This is a genomic window from Sphingobium lactosutens, from assembly GCF_013393185.1.
Classification (GTDB): domain Bacteria; phylum Pseudomonadota; class Alphaproteobacteria; order Sphingomonadales; family Sphingomonadaceae; genus Sphingobium; species Sphingobium lactosutens_A.
Window position 1 is genome coordinate 1 of sequence record NZ_QJQX01000075.1, and the last position, 21,865, is coordinate 21,865.

A 21,865-nucleotide genomic window follows, 5' to 3' on the forward strand; every position below is an offset into this window, starting at 1 on the left:
GCCGTCTTCGAGCCGGTTCACCGGCAGGAAGGCGCGCTTATATTCATATTTGGCGGCCAGTTCTTCGTCGATTTCGACGCCCAGACCCGGCTTGTCGCCCGGATGCATCATGCCGTCTTCGAACGTGTAGGCATGGGGGAAGACCGCGTCGGTTTCGGGCATGTGGCGCATATATTCCTGGATGCCGAAATTCGGCACGCTGAGGTCGAAATGCAGCGCGGCGGCCATGCAGACCGGCGACAGGTCGGTCGCGCCATGGCAGCCGGTGCGGACCTGATAGAGGTCGGCGAGATTGGCGATCTTGCGCAGGTGACTGATGCCGCCGGCATGGACCACGGTGGCGCGGATATAGTCGATCAGCTGGTTCTGGATCAGTTCGCGGCAATCATGGATCGAGTTGAAAATCTCGCCCACAGCCAGCGGCGAGGTGGTGTGCTGGCGGATCAGCTTGAAGGCTTCCTGATTTTCCGCCGGGGTCGCATCCTCCAGCCAGAAGGGACGATAAGGCTCCAGATCCTTGCCGAGGCGACCGGCCTCGATCGGGGTCAGGCGGTGGTGGATGTCGTGCAGCAGGTGGACGTCCCAGCCCAGAGCCTCACGCGCGGCCTTGAACAGTTCGGGAACGACGCGCAGATATTTGCTGGTGTTCCAGACATTTTCGGTCGGCAGGTCGGCGTCGGCCGGTTCGTAGAAGTATTTGTCCTTGCTGACGCCATAGGTCGACGCCATGCCGGGCACGCCGCACTGGAGGCGGATCGCCTTGTAGCCCTGGCGCTGATAGTCGAGCGCGACGTTGATCGTGTCTTCGATGCTGGTGCCGTTGGCGTGGCCATAGACCATCACGCCTTCGCGGCTGGCGCCACCCAGAAGCTGATAGACCGGCAGGCCCGCGACCTTGCCCTTGATGTCCCAGAGCGCGGTGTCGACGGCGGCGATGGCCGACATGGTGACGGGGCCGCGACGCCAATAGGCGCCCTTGTAGAGATATTGCCAGATATCCTCGATCCGGTGCGCATCGCGGCCGATCAGGCAGGGAATGACATGGTCGGTCAGATAGCTGGCGACCGACAGTTCACGGCCGTTGAGCGTGGCGTCGCCCAGGCCGTAGACGCCTTCGTCCGTCTCGATTTTCAGCGTCACGAAATTGCGGCCGGGCGACGTCACGATCACCTTGGCTCCGGTAATGATGGGCATGGGAGACTCCGTAAATTGGTAAAACCAATATCTCGCGAATTGATGATGTCGTCAATGTTGGCCTGACCAATTTTGGCGGTCAGGCGATTTCGAGCGTAACCTTCTGCAATGCCTCGCTGTCCGGGCCGACCATGATGTCGAACAGGCCGGGTTCGACCACTAACTGCATATCGAGATTCCAGAGCGCGAAGGCTTCCGGACCGATCGTCAGCCGCACCGTCTTCGTTTCGCCGGGGGCGAGGGTGACGCGCTCGAAACCCTTCAGTTCCTTGAGCGGGCGGGTGACGCTGGCGGTCTGGTCGTGGACGTAGAGCTGGACGACCTCATCCCCTGCCCTTGTCCCCGCATTGCGGACGTCGACCTCGACCGTCACGCTGCCCCCCACGCCGATGCGCGGCGCGGACAGGCGGGGTGGGCCGAAGGCGAACTTGGTGTAGCTGAGACCATAGCCGAACGGGAACAGCGGCGAGATATCCTCGAACACATAGCCGCGGCGGGCCGATGGCTTGCGATTATAGAAGATCGGGATCTGGCCTGCGTCGCGCGCGACGGTGACGGGCAGCTTGGCGCCGGGATTGACGTCCCCGAAGAGGATGTCGGCCATGGCGGTGCCGCCCTCCTGCCCCGGATACCAGCATTCGATCAGGGCGTTGCAGCCCTCCACCACCGCCGGATAGCTGGGCGGGCGACCGTTGATGGCGCAGACCACCACGGGCTTGCCGGTCGCCTTCATCGCGGCGAACAGGTCATTCTGCTCGCCGACGAGGTCGAGGCTGGTGCGGTCGCCGAGATGGTTCTTCGCAAAGCCTTCGCGGCTGGTCTGTTCGGTATCGCCGATGGCGAGCAGGATGATGTCGGCGGTTTTCGCGACCTCCACCGCTTCGGCGATCAGCTGGCGGTTCTTTTCGGGGTCGGCCAGGAACACCTCGTCCACCGAGCGGTCCTCGCTCCGGGTGATGAAGACGCCCTGCGCGTGGACGACCTCCGCCTTGCCCTTAAGCTTCGCCTTCACGCCGTCGAGCAGCGACACGGACTGGCGCGGGATCGAGGAATAGCCGCCCAGCCGGGCGATGGCGGCATTGGGACCGATCACCGCGACGCGCTTGTGCGCGCCCGCCGCCAGCGGCAGCGTGCCGTCATTCCTGAGCAGCGCGATCGATTTGTGCGCGGCCTTGAGCGCCAGCGCGCGGGCTTCGGCATTGCCGGTCAGCGCGTCATAGTCGCGGCGCGGCCAGGGATTTTCGAACAGGCCCGCGCGGAACTTGAGGGTCAACATACGCGTGCAGGCGAGGTCGACCGCTTCGAGGGGCACCTTGCCCGCGCGGACCTGTTCCACGAGCGTCCGATAGGCCAGGCCATCGGGCAGCTCGCAATCGACGCCAGCCCGGAGCGCGGCGCGGGCCGTCGCTTCCAGATCGGGCTGGACATGATGGATGGTGTCGAGTTCGGGGACGGCGCCATAGTCGCTGACCACCGCGCCGTCGAAATGCCATTCGCCGCGCAAGATGTCGCCGAGCAGCCATTTATTCTGGTGCGACGGCACGCCATCGATTTCGTTATAGGACGGCATGACGGCGGCGATGCCGGTGCGCTTCACCACCTGCCAGAAGGGCGGGAAGAAATTCTCGCGCAATTCGCGCTGGCTGATCGGCGCGGGGGCGATATTCTCGCCGCTCTGGGGCTGGCCGTGGCCGGTCATATGCTTGAGCGTGGCCATGACCTTGTCGGGACCAAGCTGCTTACTCTCGCCTTGCAGGCCAAGGACGGCGGCGACGCCCATTTCGCCGCAGAGATAGGGATCTTCGCCAAAGGTTTCCTCGATCCGGCCCCAGCGCGGGTCGCGGGCGATGTCGACCACCGGCGACAGCGCCAGATGGACGCCGCGCGCGCGAACTTCGCGGGCGATGACCGACTGGACATCCTGCATCAACTGCCGGTCGAAGCTGCCGGCCAGACCGATCGCCATCGGGAACATGGTGGCGTCGGTCGCCATGTAGCCGTGGAGCGATTCCTCATGGAAGAGGATGGGGATGCCGAGGCGGGTGTCCTCCACAGCCCATTTCTGGACGGCGGTGATGAAGGCGACGGTATCGGCCGGGGTGCGCCAGCGCGCGCCGACGCCGCCAGCCTGGGTCGATCCGTTGGGCGCGCCGCGCCGGTCGGACGGGCGGGTGATCTGACCGAAGCTGGCCGGATAGGCCTTGCTCGCCTTTTCGGGCGAGAAGGTCAGGTCGTCCATGATCTCTGCCTTGGTCGCCCAGAGCGCGATGATCTGGCCGACCTTCTCCTCCAGCGTCATGCGGCCGATCAGGTCGCGCACGCGCAGGTCGATCGGCGCCAAGGCGTCCTTGTAAAGCGGGCCGCCTTTCTTCGCGGCCACGGCCGGGGCCGCCGCGAAGAGCGAGGTGGAGGCGAGCAGGCCCAGCGCCTGACGCCGACCGACCCTGGGGGCGAGACGGGCGCTCACGGCTTCACCGTCAGGGTTGCGGACTGGAGCGCGACCGAGCTGTTGCCGGTCATGATCTCGAAATCGCCCGGCTCGACCACGCGGTGCATTTCGTCATTCCACATCTGGAGGCTTTCGGGGCTGATCGTGAAGTTGACGGTGCGCACTTCGCCCGGCTTCAGCGTGACGCGCTGGAAGCCCTTCAATTCCTTGATAGGCCGGGTGACGGAACTGACCTTGTCGCGAATATAGAGCTGGACGACCTCGTCGCCTTCGCGCTCGCCCGTGTTGCGGACATCGACCGAGACATTGGTGCTGCCGCCAGTGCCGATTGTCGTCGCGGCAAGGCGCGGTGCGGAAAGGCTGAACGTCGTGTAGCTGAGGCCGAAACCGAAGGGATAAAGCGGGTCAGTTGTGTCGAACAGATAGCCGCGCCGCGCCGAGGGCTTGGCATTGTAGAACATCGGTAATTGCCCAACCGAGCGAGGCACGGTGACGGGCAGCTTCGCGCCGGGGTTCACATCGCCGAAGAGGACGTCCGCGACGGCATTGCCGCCCTGCTCGCCCAGATACCAGCCTTCAAGGATCGCGTTGGCCTGTTCGCTGACCTTCACGGTCGAGGCCGGACGGCCATTGATCAGGACGACGGTGATCGGCTTGCCCAGCGCTTTGAGTGCATCGAACAGTTCCTGCTGCTCGCCTACCAGATCGAGGCTGGGACGGTCGCCCAGATGATTGTCGGCCCAGCCTTCGCGGCTCGATTGTTCGGTATCGCCCAACGTCAGGACGATCCGGTCCACGCCCTTGGCCGCTTCCACTGCCTGCGCGATCAGCTTGCGGTTTTCGGCGGGGTCGGACTTGGTGACACTGTCCGCCCACCAGTCGTCATCCTCAGTGATCTTCACGCCCTGCGCGAAGACGATATTGGCCTTGCTGCCGACCTTGGCCTTGATCCCGTCGAGGATGGAAACGCTGTGCGGCGGCTGGCCATAATAGCCGCCCAGACGCGCGACGGCGGCGCTTGGGCCGATCACGGCGATCGTGCCTTCGGGCTTCAAGGGCAACATGCCGTCATTCTTGAGCAGGGTGATGGAGCGCTGCGCCGCCTTGAGCGCGAGCGCGCGGGCGTCCGCATTATTGGTGATCGCCTGCGCCTTGGCGGCGTCGGCATAGGGGTTTTCGAACAGGCCGGCGCGGAATTTCAGTTCCAGCATCCGGCGAACGGCCTTGTCGACCTGCGCCTCGCTGACCTTCCCGTCGCGCACCAGCTTGCCGAGCGTGGCGTAGGACAGGCCGTCGGGCAGGTCCGCATCCACGCCCGCATCGAGCGCGCGCATCGCCGCCTCCTCCAGATTGGCGGCGATATGGTGGATGCTCATCAGCTGGTCGACCGCCGAATAGTCGGAGACGACCGCGCCCTTGAAGCCCCATTCCTCACGCAACACATCTTCCAGCAGCCAGCGATTGGCGTGGCTGGGGACGCCGTCGATTTCGTTGTAGGATGCCATGACGGCCTCGATCCCGGTGCGCTTCACCACCTGCTCGAAGGGCGGGAAGAAATTCTCGCGCAGTTCGCGTTCGGATAAGGCGGCCGGGCCGACATTGGTGCCGCTTTCGGGCTGTCCGTGGCCGGTCAGATGCTTGAGCGTAGCGAAGACCTTGGCGGGGCGCAGATCGCGCGAGCGGCCCTCGCCCTGCAATCCCTCGACCGCGGCGACGCCCATTTCCCCGACCAGATAAGGATCTTCGCCATAGGTTTCCTCGATCCGGCCCCAGCGCGGATCGCGGGCGATGTCTACCACGGGCGACAGCACCATCGGCACGCCGCGCACGCGGATTTCGCGCGCGATGACGCTGTTCACGTCGCGCAGCATGGCGGTGTCGAAGGAGGAGGCCATGGCGATCGACTGGGGAAAGCTGGTCGCGCCGACGGCCGCATAGCCGTGCAGCCCTTCTTCGTGGAAGAGGATCGGGATGCCGAGGCGGGTCTGCGTCGTCGCCCATTTCTGGAGCGCGTTGACCAGAGCGACCGTCTGGCGCGGATCGCGCCCCCTTGCGACGCGGGGGCTGACGGACGCCTTGGCATCCGAAGGGCGGGTGAAATGGCCAAGGCCATTGGGATATTGCGCCGCGAGCTTCGCGGGATCGAGCTGGAGCCGGTCGTCGAAAAGCTTGACCTTGTCGAGCCAGACGGTGGTGATCTGGGCGATCTTCTCATCCAGCGTCATACGGGCGAGGAGATCGTCGACCCGCGCCTCGACCGGGGCCGACGCATCCTTGTAGATGGGCCTGGACGACGCGGTGGCGGACGGCGCGGCCTGGGCGGGAGCTGGCGTGGAAGCGACACCGAGCGCCAGCATGGATGCGGCGCAAAGAATATGGCTGATGCGGATCACGAAACCCCTCTCCATTTTTCGATACGGCGATATTTCGCTTGCCGCCGCCCGACTGATAGCGTTACCATTGATTGCACAAGAGGAACTTGTCAATGCCCTATGCGCGCTTTGACAAAGGATGGGCCAAGGGAGAGGACGCGTGATAGGTCGCCTGTTTTGCTATATTGTTGCCGTCGCCGGAGCGGGGCTGACGCCGATGGCGCAGGCCGAGGACGGCTATGACCTGTGGCTGCGCTATGCCCGCACGGACGAGACGCGCGGCGCTGCGCTTTCGGCGATTGCCACCGCTATCGTTGCGAACGGAAACAGCCCGACGCTGACCATCGCCACGCAGGAATTGCAGCGCGGCATATGGGGCATGACCGGCACGCAGCCGGCGGTGTCGGCAACGGTGCAGCAAGGCGCGATCCTGCTGGCGACCCCCGCCTCCTCCCCTGCCCTGCCTGTGAAGACCGATGGCCTTGGCGCCGAAGGCTATGCGATTCGGTCGGTGCAGATGGACGGCAAGGCGGTGACGCTGATAGCCGCGAACAGCGATGTCGGACTGCTGCACGGCGCCTATCACTGGCTGCGGCTGGCGCAGAGCGGGGCGCGTGTCGATTCGCTGAATATCGTCAGCGCGCCGAAGATCGGGCTGCGGCTGCTCAACCATTGGGACAATCTGAACGGCACGGTCGAGCGCGGCTATGCCGGCCAGTCGATCTGGGACTGGTGGCGGCTGCCCGACTGGAAGGGGCCGCGCTATACCGACTATGCCAGAGCCAATGCCTCGATCGGCATCAACGGCACCGTGCTCAACAATGTGAACGCCAAGGCCGACAGCCTGACCGCGCCCTATATCGCCAAGGCGGCGGCGCTGGCCGACATCTTCCGCCCCTATGGCATCAAAGTCTATCTGTCGGTCAAATGGACCGCGCCGATGGAACTGGATGGCCTCAAGACCGCCGATCCGCTCGACCCGCAGGTCGCCGCCTGGTGGAAGGCCAAGGCCGACGAAATCTACAAGGCGATCCCCGATTTCGGCGGCTTCCTGGTGAAGGCGAACAGCGAGGGCCAGCCGGGACCGCAGGATTATAACCGCACCCATGCCGATGGCGCGAACATGCTGGCGGCGGCGGTGAAGCCGCATGGCGGCATCGTGATGTGGCGCGCCTTCGTCTACGCGCATGACAATCCCGACGACCGCGCGAAACAGGCCTATACTGATTTCAAGCCACTGGACGGCAAGTTCGCCGACAATGTCATCGTGCAGGTGAAGAATGGCGCGATCGACTTCCAGCCGCGCGAGCCTTTCCATCCGCTGTTCGGCGCGATGCCGAAGACGCCGCTGATGATGGAGTTCCAGATCACCAAGGAATATCTGGGCCAGTCGACGCACCTCACCTATCTCGGCCCGCTGTTCGAGGAGACGCTGGACGCCGACACCTACGCCAAAGGCAAGGGATCGACGGTGGCCAAGGTCATCGACGGGTCGCTGGAAGGCCATAAGCTGACCGGCATTGCGGGCGTCGCCAATATCGGCGTCGATCGCGACTGGAGCGGATCGATCTTCAATCAGGCCGACTGGTATGCGTTCGGACGCCTCGCCTGGGACACCAGCCTGTCTGCGGAAAGCATCGCGAAGGAATGGGCGGAGATGACCTTCTCCCCCGATCCGAAGGTCGTGCAGCCGGTCGTGACGATGATGATGGGATCGCGCGAGGCGGCGGTCGATTATATGACGCCGCTCGGCCTCGCCCATGTCATGGATACCGGCCATCATTATGGTCCCGGCCCCTGGGTCGCCGATCTGGCGCGCCCCGAATGGAACCCGGTCTATTATCACAAGGCCAATGCGGAGGGCATCGGCTTCGACCGGACGAAGAGCGGCAGCGATGCCGTGAGCCAATATGCGCCGCCGGTCGCGAAGCTGCTCGCCAACCCGAAGACCACGCCGGAGCGCGACCTGCTCTGGTTCCATCATCTGCCCTGGGACTATCGCCTCAAGTCGGGCGAGACGTTGTGGGACGGCCTGATCCACCATTATGATCGCGGCGTGACCACAGTCGCGAACATGCAGAAGAACTGGGAGGCGTTGCGCCCCTATGTCGATACCGAACGGTTTGCGGAGACGGAGGCGTTCCTGACCATCCAGCATCGCGAGGCCCTATGGTGGCGCGATGCCAGCATCGCCTATTTCCAGTCTGTGTCGAAACGCCCTCTGCCCGCCGGATCGGCCGCCCCCGCGCATGATCTGGACTGGTACAAGGCGCTCAAATTTCCCTATGCGCCCGGACATAACTGATTTTTTGCTTCTATCGGGTGTTGTCGCTACCATTTCGATAACGACATCATCCGCTCCAGGAGAAGGGCCGCCTTGACCGACACACGCACCTCCCGCCGCCAGCGCAACGCACCCACCATCAACGACGTCGCCCGTCATGCCGGCGTCTCCCCCATGACGGTGTCGCGCGTCATCAATGGCGAGCAGGTGGTGAAGGCCGAAACCCGCGCCAAGGTGGAAACGTCGATCAAGGCGCTCAACTATTCGCCCAGCGCCGCCGCACGCAGCCTGGCGGGCGGGGAAGACACGCGGATCGGCCTGCTCTACAGCAACCCGTCCTCCTCCTACCTCAGCGAATTTCTGGTCGGCAGCCTCGATCAGGCGAGCCGCAGCGGCATCGATCTGGTCGTGGAGAAATGGGACGAGCAGACATCGGTCCAGTCGGTGGTCGACCATCTGCTGCGCGGCCGGATCGACGGGGTGATCCTGCCGCCGCCGCTCTGCGACCTTGAGGAAATGGTGGAGGCGCTGGCCGCCGCCGACATTCCCGCCGTCGCGGTGGCGACCGGACGTCCGCCGTCCGATCTGTCCGCCGTCAGCATCGACGACCGGCAGGCCGCCTATGAAATGACCCGGCACCTGATCGGGCTGGGCCATGGGCGCATCGGATTCATCAAGGGCAACCCCAACCAGACCGCCAGCGTCAAGCGGTTCGAGGGCTATGTCGAAGCGTTGCAGGAAGCCGGCCTCAAGATCGAGGACGAGTTGATCGCGCAGGGCTTTTTCACCTACCGCTCAGGACTGGACGCGGCCGAGCATATATTGTCGCTGATCGATCCGCCGACCGCGGTCTTCGCCAGCAATGACGACATGGCCGCCGCCACCGTGGCGATCGCCCATCGCAACGGGCTGGACGTGCCGGGCGACCTCACCGTCTGCGGCTTCGACGACAGTTCGCTGGCGACGACGATCTGGCCGGAACTGACCACGATCCGCCAGCCGATCAGCGACATGTCGCGCGCGGCGGTGGAGGTGCTGGTGCGGCGATTGAAGGGCCGCAGGGGGCAGAAGGTGGAAGGCGCCGAGCATCTGGTGCTCGACCATGCGCTGATCCGGCGGCAGTCGGATGCCGCGCCGCGGATGCGACCAAGGATGGGTGGGCGTTAAAGATACACCCGTTCGTTTCGAGCATGTCGAGAAACGTTTCTCGACGTAGTTTATCCTGAGCGACTGCCGCAGGCAGGCAGTCGAAGGGCTCGAAACGAACGGCGGTTGGCTTACGCCTCGCCGAAGACCCGCTGGAAGATCGTGTCGACCTGGCGGAAATGATAATCGAGGTTGAACTTGTCCTCGATCTCCTGCGCGGTCAGCGCCTTGGCGACATCCTCGTCGGCCTTGAGCAGTTCGAGCAGCGACAGCTGGCCGTCCGATTCCCACACCTTCATGGCGTTACGCTGGACGTAGCGATAGCTGTCCTCGCGGCTCACGCCCGCCTGGGTCAGGGCCAACAGCACGCGCTGCGAATGGACGAGGCCGCCCATCTTGTCGAGATTCTTCATCATCCGCTCGGGGTAAATGAGCAGCTTGTCGATCACGCCGGTCAGGCGCGCCAGTGCGAAGTCGAGGGTGATGGTCGCGTCAGGGCCGAAGAAGCGCTCGACCGACGAATGGCTGATGTCGCGCTCGTGCCACAGGGCGACATTTTCCAGCGCCGGAACCACGGCGGCGCGCACCACGCGGGCAAGGCCGGTGAGATTCTCGGTCAGCACCGGGTTACGCTTGTGCGGCATAGCCGACGAACCCTTCTGGCCGGGCGAGAAATATTCCTCGGCTTCCAGGACTTCGGTGCGCTGGAGGTGACGGACCTCGACGGCGAGGCGCTCGATGGACGAAGCGATGACACCCAGCGTCGCGAAGAACATCGCGTGCCGATCGCGCGGGATGACCTGCGTCGACACCGGCTCGATCGCCAGGCCCAGCTTTTCGGCGACATGCTCCTCGACGCGCGGATCAATATTGGCGAAGGTGCCGACCGCGCCGGAAATGGCGCAGGTGGCGACTTCTTCGCGCGCCGCGATCAGGCGGGTCTTGCAGCGACTGAACTCGGCATAGGCTTCGGCCATCTTGAGGCCGAACGTCACCGGCTCGGCATGGATGCCGTGGCTGCGGCCGATGGTCGGGGTCAGCTTATGCTCGAACGCGCGGCGCTTGATGACCTCCAGCAGCTTGTCGAGATCCTCGATCAGGATGTCGGCGGCGCGGGCCAGCTGCACGGCAAGGCAGGTGTCCAGAACGTCGGAGCTGGTCATGCCCTGGTGCATGAAGCGCGCTTCGTCGCCGACCTGTTCGGCCACCCAGGTCAGGAAGGCGATGACGTCATGCTTGGTGACGGCCTCGATCGCGTCGATCGCGGGCACGTCGATGGCCGGGTTGGTCGCCCACCAGTCCCACAGCGCCTTGGCGGCGGACGGCGGGACGACGCCCAGTTCGCCCAGCTTTTCTGTCGCATGCGCTTCGATCTCGAACCAGATCCTGAACCGGGCTTCCGGTTCCCAGAGGGCGGTCATTTGCGGGCGGGCGTAGCGGGGGACCATGGGCGAATCCTGAGGCTGGAGGGTGGATATTGCCGCGCCGCCTAGCAGCCCCGGCCCGACCTAGCAAATGCCGGGCAAATGCTGGCCAAATGCTGGCGCCGCACGCGCCCTCCGCAGCCCATCTCGCAGTTGCGATAAGGGCAAAAAGATGAAGCGAGGCATTTCGCAAGACGAATGACGCAAGATGAACGGATATTCAGGAACAATAACGGGGATTCAACTATTATCTTTTCACGAATTCATGAGTCGCGGGGTATGATGTGCTTGCCCCGCACGGTCGTATAACAGGAGATCGCAATGATCCGCTCGCTTTTGTTCACCACGGCACTGGCTATCGCCGCGCCTGCCATGGCGCAGCAAGCCACAAGCCCCGATTCGCCCGCCATTCCGCAATCGTCGCAGCCAGCGGCGCCGGCCGCTCCGGCCCAGCCCCAGACAGCCCAGCCGCAGACAGCGACCCCCGCTCAGCCGTCGGCGCCGGCCAATCCCGCGAACACGGTGGCGTCGATCGTCGACAGCGAATTTCCCGCCTATGACGCCAATGGCGACGGCCAACTCGATAAGGCGGAATTTTCCCGGTGGATGCTGGCGCTCAAGGATCAGGAGATGAAGGCGACCGGCAAGACTTTGCCTGCCGATCAGGTCACGGCCTGGGCCGATGGCGCCTTTAGCAGCGCGGACTCGGACAAGAGCACCAGCATCAGCAAGCCTGAACTGATCAGCTATCTGAGCGGTGGCGCAGCCGGATAAGATTTTACCTTCCCCGCCTGTCACGAAGGGCGGAAAAGAACCCGCAACGGGTCGCATGATGGGCGGTATGGAGCGAAGGCCATACCGCCCTTTTTTCGTCAATTAGTCAAACATGATGCCGGTCGATTGGCAACCTGAATGGGCGAGATTTTATCCCTTCTTGCGGGCGTAGAGCAGAGCCGCGACGATCGCGGCGGACCCGATCCCGACGGCGGTGCCCATCCATACGCCCTTGCCGGCGGACTTGCGCGCGGCGCTGGCCAGGTCGGTCTTGTCAGCGGCGGGGGTTGCGGGAGCGGCGGGGGCGCCGGTTGCCGGCGCGCTGTCTTCGGTCTTGCTCATGGTCCTTTCAGCTATGCCCCAAAGCGGCCGCCCGGAAAAGACCGAACCCGCCCCTGCCCTACGACTTTCCGCCTAAGCGCCTTTTGCGCAACACCCCTTGACTCCGGCCCCGGTTCCATGTTGGTAGCGCTATCAATTAACGACCATTCGTTTTAGGAGTTGATGATGCCGGGCGATATCTCCCTGCTCGATTGCCTGCCCGCCGACTGGCGCGACGGCGCGTTTCTTGGCCGCGTACAGACCGCCGCCGGTCCCAGCCCGATCCTCGTCGTCGACGGCCAGGCCTATGACATGAGCCGCGTCGCGCCCACCGTCGCGCAACTGGTGGAAAAGCTGCCGCTTTCCGCCACCGCCGGCGAAGCGCTCGGCCCGCTTGAAACGCTCGGCCTGCCGCTGCTCAGCCCGGTCGACCTGCAATGCGTCAAGGCCTGCGGCGTGACCTTCGCCCTGTCGGCGCTGGAACGCGTGATCGAGGAGCGAGCGCGCGGCGACGCCAGCGCTGCTGCCGAGATTCGCGGCCGTCTGGAAGAACGGGTCGGCGGATCGATCCGCGCCGTCGTGCCGGGCACGCAGGAGGCCGCCGCGCTCAAGGCCGCGTTGATCGAGGACGGCCTCTGGTCGCAATATCTGGAAGTCGCGATTGGTCCCGACGCAGAGGTCTTCACCAAGTCGCCAGTCCTGTCGACCGTGGGTCTGGGCGCGGAGATCGGCATCCGGTCCGATTCCACCTGGAACAACCCGGAACCGGAAGTCGTGCTGGTGGTCAACGCCGCTGGGACCGCTATCGGCGCGACGCTGGGCAATGACGTCAACTTGCGCGATTTCGAGGGGCGATCGGCCCTGCTGCTGGGCAAGGCGAAGGACAATAATGCGTCCTGCTCGCTCGGCCCGCTCATCCGCCTGTTCGACAATGATTTCACCATCGACGATGTCCGCAATGCCGAAGTCGGGCTGACCATCGACGGGCCGGAAGGCTATCGCCTCGAAGGCACAAGCAGCATGAACCAGATCAGCCGCGATCCGCTGGAGCTGGTGCGCCAGACCCTGTCGGAACATCAATATCCCGATGGCTTCACCCTGTTCCTCGGCACGCTGTTCGCCCCGGTGCAGGATCGTGACGAGCCGGGCCGCGGCTTCACTCACAAGATCGGCGACGTTGTCGCCATCTCGACCCCGCGCCTCGGCAAGCTGGTCAACACGGTCGTGACGTCGAAGGACGCCGCGCCCTGGACCTTCGGCCTGACCGCCCTGTTCACCAATCTGGCCGCACGCGGCCTGCTGAAAGAAACCGCATGAGCCGTGCCATCTACCCCAGCCTGAAGGGCAAGCGGGTCTTCATTTCCGGCGGCGGCAGCGGCATCGGCGAAGGACTGGTCGAGGCGTTCGTCGGCCAGGGCGCGCATGTCGCCTTCTGCGATATCGCGGTGGCGGAGAGCGAGGCGCTGGTCGCCCGCCTTTCGGGCGCGGCTTTCACGCCGATCTTCCATGCCGTCGATCTGCGCGACATCGAAGCCGTGCAGGCGATGATGGCGAAGGTGGAAGCAGAACTTGGGGGGATCGACGTCCTCATCAACAATGCCGCCAATGACGATCGCCACACGATCGAGGAAGTCACGCCTGCCTATTGGGACGAGCGGATGGCGGTGAACCTGCGCCACCTCTTCTTCGCGGCGCAGGCGGCGGTGCCCGCCCTGAAGCGCGCGGGCGGCGGCGTGATCCTGAACTTCGGGTCGATCAGCTGGCACCTCGCTCTGCCGGAACTGACGCTTTACCAGACCGCCAAGGCGGCGATCGAGGGGCTGACGCGCAGCCTTGCCCGCGACCTCGGCCGCGACAATATCCGCGTCAACACCATCATCCCCGGCAATGTGAAGACGCTGCGCCAGGAAAAATGGTACACGCCCGAAGGCGAGGCGGAGATCGTCGCGGCGCAGTGCCTGGACGGTCGCATCCTGCCGCAGGACGTCGCCGCGCTGGCGATGTTCCTGGCGTCGGACGATGCGCGCTACTGCACCGCCCATGACTATTTCATCGATGCCGGCTGGCGCTGAGATGCCCACCGACATGGCCGCCGCCGATCCGCAGAGCGTGCTGTCGGTCGGCGCGACGCTGGGCGAAGGGCCGGTCTGGGTGGCGCGCGATGCCGCCCTCTGGTTCGTCGATATCAAGGGGCATCGCATCCACCGCTACGACCCGGCGCTCGACGTCGGGCGCAGCTGGGCGGCGCCGGGGCAGGTCGGCTGGATCGTACCGACCGCCGACGGCCTGTTCGCGGTCGGGCTGCAATCGGGCGTGCATCGCTTCGACCCGGCCCTGGATCTGGCGGAAGGGGGCAGCTTTACGCTGATCCACGCGCCCGAAGCGCATCTGCCGGGCAACCGCCAGAATGACGCCTGCGTCGCGCCCGATGGCGCGCTCTGGTTCGGATCGATGGACGATGCCGAGGCAGCGGACAGCGGCTATTTCTACCGCTTTCATGATGGGCTTTGCGTTGAGACGGGCCTGCCGGCGGTGTCGATCACCAATGGTCCCGCCTTCTCTCCCGACGGCCGCATCCTCTACCACACCGACACGCTGGGCAAGCGTATCTGGCGCACCGACCTGATGGACGACGGATCGGTCGGCAACACCATCCTGTTCGCCAAGATCGAGGACGGCGCGGGCTATCCCGACGGGCCGACGGTCGATGCCGAAGGATGCCTGTGGACCGGCCTGTTCGGCGGATGGGCAGTGCGCCGCTACGATCCGGCGGGCAAGCTGATGCGCGAAATCCGCTTCCCGGTGGCGAACATCACCAAGATCGCCTTTGGCGGCGAAGACCTGCGCACCGCCTATGCGACGACGGCGCGCAAGGGACTGGATATGACAGCGTTGACAGAACAGCCCCTGGCAGGCGATCTGTTCGCCTTCGATCCGGGTGTCGCCGGGCTGCCGGGTCATGTCGCAACGATATAAGAGAGCTGGAAGGAATAAGAGTATGACAGAGGGGAGCGCCGAGAGGGTCAATATGGCCTTCATCGCCGCGATCGTCGCCGTGGCGACGATCGGGGGCTTCATGTTCGGCTATGATTCGGGCGTCATCAACGGCACGCAGAAGGGGCTGGAAAGCGCCTTCGACCTCGGCAAGCTGGGCATCGGCATCAATGTCGGCGCGATCCTGGTCGGCTCCTCGATCGGTGCGTTCGGCGCGGGCCGCATGGCCGACATCATCGGCCGGCGCGGCGTGATGATGCTGGCCGCCATCCTGTTCCTCGTCAGCGCGCTGGTCGCCGGCGCCGCCGGTTCCTCCGCCATCTTCATCATCGCCCGCATCATCGGCGGCCTGGGTGTCGGCGCAGCGAGCGTCATCTCCCCCGTCTATATCTCCGAAGTCACCCCCGCCGCAGTGCGCGGACGACTGTCGTCGGTGCAGCAGGTGATGATCATCTCCGGCCTGACCGGCGCGTTCGTCGCGAACTTCGTGCTGGCCCGCTATGCCGGCGGCTCCACCGCGCCGCTGTGGCTCGACTTCCCGGCCTGGCGCTGGATGTTCTGGCTGCAGGCGATCCCGGCCGCCATCTACTTCCTCGCCCTGCTCGTCATTCCCGAAAGCCCCCGCTATCTGGTCGCGCGTGGGCAGGAAGAGCGCGCCCATGAAGTGCTGACGCGCCTGTTCGGCGCAGAGGCCGCGACGCGCAAGGTCGCGGAAATCCGCGCCAGCCTGGCCGCCGACCATCACCGCCCGAAGCTCAGCGACCTCATCAGCAAGACCACCGGCAAGGTGCGCCCGATCGTGTGGACCGGCATCGGCCTCGCCGTCTTCCAGCAGCTGGTCGGCATCAACGTCGTCTTCTATTATGGCGCGACCCTGTGGGAAGCCGTTGGCTTTTCCGAAGACAATGCGCTTCAGATCAACATCCTGTCGGGCGTGCTGTCGATCGGCGCGTGTCTCGGCACGATCATGCTGGTCGACAGGATCGGCCGCAAGCCGCTGCTGCTGATCGGATCGGCCGGCATGGCGGTGACGCTGGCGATCGTCGCCTATGCCTTCTCCACCGCCATCACCGGCGCGGATGGCGGCGTCGTCCTGCCCGGCCATAACGGCCTGATGGCGCTGATCGCGGCCAATCTCTACGTGATCTTCTTCAACCTCAGCTGGGGTCCGATCATGTGGGTCATGCTGGGCGAAATGTTCCCCAACCAGATCCGCGGATCGGGCCTTGCGGTCGCCGGCTTTGCCCAGTGGATCGCCAATGCGGCGATCTCGGTCAGTTTCCCGGCGCTCGCCGTGTCGCCGGGACTGGTCGTGACCTATGCGGGCTATGCGCTGTTCGCGTTCATCTCCTTCTTCTTCGTGCGCGCCATGGTTCATGAGACCAAGGGCCGCGAGCTTGAGGATATGGTCGGCTGAGCAAGGAGAATATCATGCTGCGGGCGGGAGGGCTGGAAGCGGCCCTGTCGCCCGCTGTCGGCGGCTCGCTGCTGCATCTGACGCTGGACGGCGTCGATCTGATGCGGCGCGCACCCGAGAGGGCTGACGATCCGCTCGCCATGGCGAGCTTTCCGCTGGTCCCCTATGCCAATCGCATCGCGGACGGGCGCTTCGCGGTCGATGGGGCGGACTATCAGCTTCCGCTCAATTTCGGCGATCATCCGCACAGCATCCATGGTTTTGGCTGGCAGGCGAACTGGACAGCGAAAACGACAACCGCATCGTCGGCGCTGCTGGTGCATGAGCATGGCGGCGATGCCGGCTGGCCCTGGTCCTATCGCGCCGAACAGCAGGTGACGCTGACCGCGTCGGCATTGTCCATGTCGTTGTCGGTCGAGAATGTCGGCGACCGGCCGATGCCGGTGGGGCTGGGCTTCCATCCCTATTTCGCGGCGGATGCGGCAACGACGCTGCGCTTCGATGCGCGCAGCCTCTGGCTCTCCACCGCCGACATGCTGCCCGATCGCGAGGCGCCAGCCGACGTGCTGGGCGACTGGTCGCGCCCCGCCATCGTCCAGGGCGACGATCTGGTCGACAATGCCTATGCCGGCTGGAGCGGCCCCGCGACCATCGCGCGCGGCGATGGCCTGCGCCTGTTGATCGACGCCACGGGAGCGGACTGGCTGCATGTCTATCGCCCGCCCGGCGAAGCCTATTTCTGCCTGGAACCGGTCAGTCATATGCCCGACGCGATCAACCGCGGCGGCATGGACATGGTCGCGCCCGGCGGCACCGCGCGGCTTTCCATGACCATCGCCGTCGCGAAAATCGACCCGGCCCTTCCGGAATCGATCAGGCCCCGCTAGGGCGATCTGCGATCCGATTACCTCGGAATCGACAGCGCCATTTGCGGTTTTGCGCATTTTCCGTCCCGCCGGGTGTTTCCACCCGGCGCGAAAATGCTCTAAGCTGCCGCAAAGCAGCAGCGAGGATATCAGCCTATGCAATTTTTGCGGACAGCCTTCTGGGTCGTCATCGCCGTGGCACTCGCCTTCTTCTGCATGGCGAATTATGTGCCCGTGACCGTCCGCCTGTGGGGCGATCTGGTGATGGAAACCAAGCTGCCCGTGCTGCTGGTCGGCGCCTTCCTGCTCGGCGCCCTGCCCTTCTGGGTGATGGCGCGCGCGACGCGCTGGCGCATGAAGCGCCGGCTCGACAGCACCGAGCGGGCGCTGGTGGCAGCAACCGCCGCCGCCGTCCCCCCACCTGTTCCGGCCTTTTCGGACGCTCCGGCTCTTTCCGCCGTTGCCGACGCCCCCACCCCTCAATCCAGCTTTACAGGACCAGCATGAGCAGCCCCATCTATGTCGCCATCGACACGCCCGACCTTGCCAAGGCGCAGACGCTTGCCGGGCAGGTGCGGCATCATGTCGGCGGGCTGAAGCTGGGGCTGGAATTCTTCTGTGCCCATGGCCATCATGGCGTGCATGAGATGATGAAGTTCGGCCTGCCGATCTTCCTGGACCTGAAGCTGCACGACATCCCCAATACCGTCGCGAAAGCGGTACAGGCGCTGCATATGCTGGAACCGGCGATCCTGACCGTCCACGCCGCAGGCGGTCGCGCCATGCTGGAGGACGCCAAGGCCGCGGCCGGCGTCAATACCAAGGTCGTCGCCGTCACCGTGCTGACCAGCCTCGACAATGGCGACCTGCTCGACATTGGCGTGGGCGGAAAGGCGGAGGACCAGGTCCGCCGTCTCGCCGATCTGGCGCAAAGCGCCGGCCTCGACGGCATCGTCTGTTCGGGCGAGGAAGTCGCGCTGGTCAAACAGGAATGGCATGATGGGTTCTTCGTGGTCCCGGGCGTGCGGCCCGCCGGCGGGGCGCTGGGCGACCAGAAGCGCGCGGTAACGCCGCGCGAGGCGCTCGACCGGGGCGCGTCCATCCTTGTCGTCGGTCGCCCGATCAGCCTCGCGGAAAATCCCGACCTCGCCGCCCGCGAAATCGAAGCGACGCTTTAGAGCGCGCTGCGTTAAATCCGACGCAGATCGCGCGCTCTAACTTTTTGTTGTCGCATCGTTTCAAGCGCAGAACCGGTTCCCACTTTTGCGCACGATGCTTTAACCCTTCTTCCCCCATAGGGATCATGGCGTTCGGTGCGCTTCGAGCGCCCTTCGCGGCCTTGCCTTCTTCATGGAGAAAATGATGACGCCCTTCCGCCTCTCGCTCATCAGCGCCGGCCTGACCCTGTCCCTGCCGGCCGGCGCCGCTACCGAGAGCAAGGCCGATTGTGCGGCGGACATGGTGTGCGCCGCCAATCCCCAGTCGATCGTTGCTGCATTGCAGAAAGCCGGCTACACCGCCGAGCTGACTAAGGACAGCCTAGGCGATCCGATGATCAACAGTGCGGCGGCGGGCTATACATTCTCGGTTCTGTTCTACGATTGCGCCGACCATCTGAAGTGCGAATCCCTCCAGTTCCAGGCTTCCTTCGACCCGAACGAGAAAGTGACGGCGGACTATGTAAACAAGTGGAATAAAGGCAAGCGCTTCGTCCGAGCCGCCGTCGACGACAAGCATGAGATGGACCTGCGCTACGATGTCGCCACGATCGGCGGGCTGAACCCGGCCAATTTTCGGGACGTGCTCGATTGGTGGACGTCGCTGCTGGGCGATTATTCAAACTTCGCCAGCCAGAATCTGGACTGACCTGCGCGTCAGGGGCGATCAGTCGGCCTGTTCATCCTTGACGAAGAAGCGTTCGATCACCTCCCGCGCCAGTCGCGCGGGGCGCAAGGTGCTGGCGTCGACGCAGCACCAGCTGGACTTGACCTCGGCCAGCACTTCCTCGCCCCGGCGGATCACGGTTTCGTAGAAAGCGCGCGCGCCCTGCACCTTTTCCAGCAGGACGGTGGCGATCACTTCATCGTCTAGGAATGTAGGCTTGCGATAGGTGATCTCATGCTTGAGCGCGACCCAGAGATGCTGGCCCACTGCCTCGGCGGGCGCCAGGGCGCGCCAATGGTCCAGCACCGCATTCTGCACCCATTTCAGATAGCTGGCATTGTTGACATGACCCATGAAGTCGATGTCGTCAGGATCGATGCCGATCGGGAAGCGGTGGGGAATCGCGTTACTCACATGGATGTAAATAACATCGCTGCAGGCAGGCTGATAGGGGGGACAGGCAAAGGCTGCGAAAAAGGGGCCGATCCGAAGGCCGGCCCCTCTCCGAACGATCAGAAGCGCCAGCCGACGCTGCCGACGATCTGGTGACGGTCGGTATCGATGCCGAATTCGCTGCTGGTCGACCCGTCGGCGAAGTTGATATGGGCATCCTCATATTTGGAGTAGCGATACTCGACCTTGGCGAAGGTATTGGCGTTGATCGCCCGCTCCACGCCCGCGCCCACCCGCCAGCCGTCCAGCTTGAAGGCGGTATCGGTCGTCTCGTCGGTATCGCCCGCCAGTACGTTCAGCTTGGTGTTGGTATAGCCGCCCTTCACATAGACCAGGGTGGCCGGATCGGCGAGGATACCCGCGCGCGCGCCGACATAGAGGTCGCGGCCCTGCTTGACGCGGCCGAAGCCGAAATTGTCGGTGAAGTCGCGGCGGCTGCTCTTGGAGGTCGAGTTGGTCCATTCGCCCTCGACGCCGACGACCGCGCTGCCCAGATTGACGTCATAGCCCGCGCCGACACCATAGAGCAGGCCGTCGATCTTCTGGTCGTCGCTGCCATTGTCATTGTCGACGCTGCTGCCCGCACCCGTATGGTCATAGCCAAGGATGCCCTCGACACGGGGACCGGTGAAGGTCGGGCCGACATCCTGCGCCAGCGCGGGGGTGGCGACCGTCGCGCCGGCAAGAAGGGTTGCGACCATCAACTTACGCATAAGGATTCTCCGTTCGTCATTCTTTCCCCGTCAAGGGGTGAGACGCTCAAGCCGGAGCAGCGGCGATGGTTTCATGAACGGGAGATAAACGACTGATTATGTGGCATTAATAACACGAAAAAGACTCCGCTCGTCGCGAGAATGTGCGGATCCCGCGACGGGTCGAGGAAGGCTAGATCAGCACTCCACCACATTGACGGCGAGGCCGCCGAGCGATGTTTCCTTATAGCGGCTGGCCATGTCCTCACCGGTCTGGCGCATGGTTTCAATCACCGCGTCGAGGCTGACGATATGCCGCCCGTCGCCCTGAAGCGCGAGATAGGCGGCGTTGATCGCCTTCACCGCGCCCATCGTGTTACGCTCGATACAGGGAATCTGGACGAGGCCGCCGATCGGATCGCAGGTGAGGCCCAGATTATGCTCCATACCTATCTCGGCGGCATTTTCGACCTGCTGGTTGGTGCCGCCCAGCACCGCGGCAAGGCCGGCCGCCGCCATCGAACAGGCGACACCCACCTCCCCCTGACAACCCATCTCTGCAGCGGAGATGGAGGCACGCTTCTTGTAGAGGAAGCCGATCGCGGCGGCGGTGAGCAGGAAGCGTCGCTCCCCCTCCCGATCGGCGCCCGGCACGAAGCGGCGGTAATAATGGAGCACCGCCGGGATCACGCCCGCCGCGCCGTTGGTCGGCGCAGTGACGACCCGGCCGCCGGCGGCATTTTCCTCATTCACCGCCAGGGCGAACAGGCTGACCCATTCGAAAATCTGCGCCGGTCCCAGCGCATCCTGTTGCAGCCGCAGCCGCTGATGAATGGCGCGGGCGCGGCGGCGCACCTTGAGGCCACCGGGCAGCAACCCTTCCTGCATCAAGCCCCGGTCGATCGAGGCGGACATGGCGTCGATCACGCTGTCGAGGAAGGCGTCGGTTTCCTCCTGCGCGCGCCAAGCGCCTTCGTTGCGCAACACCAGCGTGGCGATCGACAGGCCGCTCGTCTCCCCCTGCGCCAGCATCTCCGCACCCGAGGAGAAGGGATAGGGCTGGACGACATTATGGCCGAGCGGCGTGTCGTCGCTGACCGGACAAACGCCGGGCAGCACCGCACCGCCACCGATCGAATAATAGTCGCGCACCAGCGGCTCTTCGCGATCGTCGAACCAGGCGGAAAAGCGCATGCCGTTGCTGTGCGCTTCGAGAAACTCGCCCATGCGGAAGAGGAGGTCGCTCTCCTCCGCGAAGGGCAGCCAACGGTCGATCGCGCTGCCCGCCTGGATGCGGCCGTCACTGCGGATCGCGGCGAGGATGTCGGTTATGGCGTCGGGATCGACGCTTTCGGGGCGATGGCCCGACAGGCCGAGCAGGACCGCGACATCAGTGGCGTGGCCCTTGCCGGTCAGCGCCAGCGATCCGAACAATTCGCACTGCACCCGCGACGGGATGGCCGGCAGCGTGTCCATGAACATCAGCGCGGCGCGCATGGGGCCGACGGTATGCGAACTGGACGGACCGATGCCGATGGTGAACAGGTCCATCACGCTGATAGCGGTGCCGGCATCGATGCGGCTCTTGGTCACGG

Annotated in this window: 19 protein-coding genes; 11 read left to right on the plus strand and 8 right to left on the minus strand. The window is 64.7% G+C overall.

The genetic code is table 11. The annotated features are described in order from the left end of the window. The 3 genes from manD to DM806_RS20485 all read right to left on the minus strand — a co-directional run. Positions 1-1,194: D-mannonate dehydratase ManD (manD, locus tag DM806_RS20475; protein ID WP_179045013.1), on the minus strand; the 1,194-nt coding region annotated here is incomplete at its 3' end. 79 nt (positions 1,195-1,273) lie between these two features. Beyond that, positions 1,274-3,661 (minus strand): glycoside hydrolase family 3 N-terminal domain-containing protein, encoded by a 2,388-nt coding sequence (locus DM806_RS20480; protein ID WP_179045014.1) that lies wholly within the window; start codon positions 3,659-3,661, stop codon positions 1,274-1,276. Beyond that, the gene (locus DM806_RS20485) at positions 3,658-6,000 is read right to left on the minus strand and encodes a glycoside hydrolase family 3 N-terminal domain-containing protein (protein WP_256869426.1); all 2,343 of its coding nucleotides are present in this window, start codon (positions 5,998-6,000) and stop codon (positions 3,658-3,660) included. The genes DM806_RS20480 and DM806_RS20485 overlap by 4 nt, the downstream gene beginning before the upstream one ends. 175 nt (positions 6,001-6,175) lie before the next feature. Between DM806_RS20485 and DM806_RS20490 the strand changes: the two genes are divergently transcribed. After that, positions 6,176-8,320, plus strand: a complete 2,145-nt coding sequence (locus tag DM806_RS20490; RefSeq protein WP_179045016.1) for an alpha-glucuronidase family glycosyl hydrolase — start codon at positions 6,176-6,178, stop codon at positions 8,318-8,320. Positions 8,321-8,392: 72 nt separating this feature from the next. Then, positions 8,393-9,466 (plus strand): LacI family DNA-binding transcriptional regulator, encoded by a 1,074-nt coding sequence (locus tag DM806_RS20495; RefSeq protein WP_179045017.1) that lies wholly within the window; start codon positions 8,393-8,395, stop codon positions 9,464-9,466. Positions 9,467-9,576: 110 nt separating this feature from the next. Here DM806_RS20495 and purB read toward each other — a convergent pair whose 3' ends face one another. Continuing rightward, on the minus strand, positions 9,577-10,893 hold the full coding sequence (gene purB / locus DM806_RS20500) for an adenylosuccinate lyase (RefSeq protein ID WP_179045018.1): 1,317 nt from the start codon (positions 10,891-10,893) through the stop codon (positions 9,577-9,579). Between the two features lie 297 nt (positions 10,894-11,190). On the opposite strand from purB, the gene DM806_RS20505 reads away from it, so the two are divergent. Beyond that, positions 11,191-11,643: an EF-hand domain-containing protein gene (locus DM806_RS20505; RefSeq protein ID WP_179045019.1), complete on the plus strand. Its 453-nt coding sequence runs from the start codon at positions 11,191-11,193 to the stop codon at positions 11,641-11,643. Positions 11,644-11,793: 150 nt separating this feature from the next. Here DM806_RS20505 and DM806_RS20510 read toward each other — a convergent pair whose 3' ends face one another. Next, a complete protein-coding gene (locus DM806_RS20510; RefSeq protein WP_179045020.1) occupies positions 11,794-11,985 on the minus strand; it encodes a hypothetical protein in 192 nt (63 codons plus the stop codon). 165 nt (positions 11,986-12,150) lie between these two features. On the opposite strand from DM806_RS20510, the gene DM806_RS20515 reads away from it, so the two are divergent. From DM806_RS20515 to DM806_RS20550, 8 genes are all read left to right on the plus strand, one after another. Further along, entirely contained in the window at positions 12,151-13,281 is a 1,131-nt protein-coding gene (locus tag DM806_RS20515) for a fumarylacetoacetate hydrolase family protein (RefSeq protein WP_218647594.1), read from the plus strand. Next, the gene (locus DM806_RS20520; protein ID WP_179045022.1) at positions 13,278-14,036 is read left to right on the plus strand and encodes an SDR family NAD(P)-dependent oxidoreductase; all 759 of its coding nucleotides are present in this window, start codon (positions 13,278-13,280) and stop codon (positions 14,034-14,036) included. The genes DM806_RS20515 and DM806_RS20520 overlap by 4 nt, the downstream gene beginning before the upstream one ends. Positions 14,037-14,049: 13 nt before the next feature. Further along, complete coding sequence (locus DM806_RS20525; protein ID WP_179045228.1) at positions 14,050-14,940, plus strand: SMP-30/gluconolactonase/LRE family protein; 891 nt, start codon at positions 14,050-14,052, stop codon at positions 14,938-14,940. Positions 14,941-14,962: 22 nt separating this feature from the next. Beyond that, positions 14,963-16,375: a sugar porter family MFS transporter gene (locus DM806_RS20530; RefSeq protein ID WP_179045023.1), complete on the plus strand. Its 1,413-nt coding sequence runs from the start codon at positions 14,963-14,965 to the stop codon at positions 16,373-16,375. A gap of 14 nt (positions 16,376-16,389) precedes the next feature. Further along, positions 16,390-17,262 carry an aldose 1-epimerase gene (locus tag DM806_RS20535; protein ID WP_179045024.1) on the plus strand — a complete coding sequence of 291 codons (873 nt, stop codon included), beginning with the start codon at positions 16,390-16,392 and terminating at the stop codon, positions 17,260-17,262. Between the two features lie 135 nt (positions 17,263-17,397). Next, complete coding sequence (locus tag DM806_RS20540; RefSeq protein WP_179045025.1) at positions 17,398-17,748, plus strand: lipopolysaccharide assembly protein LapA domain-containing protein; 351 nt, start codon at positions 17,398-17,400, stop codon at positions 17,746-17,748. Continuing rightward, positions 17,745-18,419, plus strand: a complete 675-nt coding sequence (pyrF, locus tag DM806_RS20545) for an orotidine-5'-phosphate decarboxylase (RefSeq protein ID WP_179045026.1) — start codon at positions 17,745-17,747, stop codon at positions 18,417-18,419. Before DM806_RS20540 ends, pyrF begins: the two co-directional genes overlap by 4 nt. A gap of 184 nt (positions 18,420-18,603) precedes the next feature. Then, complete coding sequence (locus DM806_RS20550) at positions 18,604-19,107, plus strand: YbjN domain-containing protein (protein WP_218647595.1); 504 nt, start codon at positions 18,604-18,606, stop codon at positions 19,105-19,107. Positions 19,108-19,125: 18 nt separating this feature from the next. Here DM806_RS20550 and DM806_RS20555 read toward each other — a convergent pair whose 3' ends face one another. From DM806_RS20555 to DM806_RS20565, 3 genes are all read right to left on the minus strand, one after another. Continuing rightward, positions 19,126-19,539 carry an acyl-CoA thioesterase gene (locus DM806_RS20555; RefSeq protein ID WP_179045027.1) on the minus strand — a complete coding sequence of 138 codons (414 nt, stop codon included), beginning with the start codon at positions 19,537-19,539 and terminating at the stop codon, positions 19,126-19,128. A gap of 98 nt (positions 19,540-19,637) precedes the next feature. After that, on the minus strand, positions 19,638-20,291 hold the full coding sequence (locus tag DM806_RS20560; protein ID WP_179045028.1) for an outer membrane protein: 654 nt from the start codon (positions 20,289-20,291) through the stop codon (positions 19,638-19,640). Between the two features lie 177 nt (positions 20,292-20,468). Beyond that, a complete protein-coding gene (locus tag DM806_RS20565) occupies positions 20,469-21,863 on the minus strand; it encodes an L-serine ammonia-lyase (protein ID WP_372859666.1) in 1,395 nt (464 codons plus the stop codon). Positions 21,864-21,865 lie beyond the last annotated feature (2 nt).